Genomic DNA, 1,189 nt, shown 5'->3' with positions numbered 1-1,189 from the left:
GCGAGGTTCTATGGTTTGGGTCAAGCTGTTTTAGGCGATAGTTTGGACGGGTCAAAGGCTTGTCCACTTTTCCACACGGCATATGCAATGCGCAGCAACTTACGAGCCAGAATCACAATCGATTCTGTGCCCGCCAGGCCTCGGGCACGATACGCTTCATACAACGGTTTACATGCCGCACTGCGGCAGGCCGACATCGCTGCCAAATACAGTTGTCGGCGCAGCAAAGCCGGCCCACGCTTGCTGATACGACGACGCCCTCGCTTGGTCCCTGAGTCGTTGGGTCGGGGATCGAGCCCGCTATACGCGACTAAGGCATCCGCATTGGCAAAGGGAATACGATTGAGCAGTTCGGTCAACAAGGCCGCTGTCTGTTGACCGATGCCACTCACACTACGTAAACGTTGATATCCCTGTTCGAGCTGCGGGTCGTTCGCAATCAAATGCTGTATTTGTTGATCCATTGAGGCCAGCACAACATCAAATCCATGTTGCAACGCTTGGGTATCGACACCTGATAGATCCACGTCGGTAAAGGCCTGGCGTAAAGCGCTCTGGTGAGTGATCACTTGAGCGCGACGAGACAACAGTTGACGCAACTGTTGTTGCTCGGGGGTGAGCGGTTGCCAAGCTTGCAGGCTGGATTGATGCTCTTGCAGGTAGCGGACAATGACCTCTGCATCAATATTATCGGTCTTGGCCCGGCTGCCTAAGGCTCGTGCATAGTAAAAGACATCACGCGCGTTCAAGATATAGACCGTCAAGCCATGCAGATAAGCCAACTGGGCCAGTAAGGCGTGGTAATTGCCCGTTGACTCCATGGCAATTAGCGCGTGTTCTGACACTGTCTTTAACCAACGGGTAATGCCAGTCGCCGTGTTGGCAATGATGCAGGGCCGTTGGCCCGCTACGCTGATGACCAGCTCAGCCTTGGCAACATCAGCACCGATATAAAGCACAGTCGTTTGCATGGGAGCACCTCCAAAGCGCACAATGAGTAACGTCGGGGTGTACGCCATCCGGCTCGTTGACTTGCGTTCAGATCGGCGGTCGCGGTTCGATGAACGGCGCCGCTCAGTTCCTTATCGACGGTGATGGGTGGGGCGGGAGAGTTCTCGCGGTGTCGGTCCGGCATTGGCCGATCGTTCAGGATGTCCCTCCACCCCGACAACTTAACCATACAAGTTCA

The 1,189-nt window shown here is 55.1% G+C and carries 1 protein-coding gene; it reads right to left on the bottom strand.

What is annotated here, in order from left to right:
• Positions 1-20: 20 nt before the first annotated feature.
• Positions 21-971, bottom strand: a complete 951-nt coding sequence (locus Q9R35_RS18665; RefSeq protein WP_157664304.1) for an IS110 family transposase — start codon at positions 969-971, stop codon at positions 21-23.
• Positions 972-1,189: the final 218 nt, after the last annotated feature.

Origin of the sequence: Alcaligenes sp. AB3, assembly GCF_031844565.1 — a bacterium.
In the GTDB taxonomy this organism is placed as follows: domain Bacteria; phylum Pseudomonadota; class Gammaproteobacteria; order Burkholderiales; family Burkholderiaceae_B; genus Alcaligenes; species Alcaligenes faecalis.
This window is presented reverse-complemented; position numbering and strand designations above follow the sequence as displayed.

Bases quoted from the DNA above. Each gene is read 5' to 3' on its own strand.
- Q9R35_RS18665 (WP_157664304.1), bottom strand. From the start codon at position 971: ATGCAAACGACTGTGCTTTATATCGGTGCTGATGTTGCCAAGGCTGAG.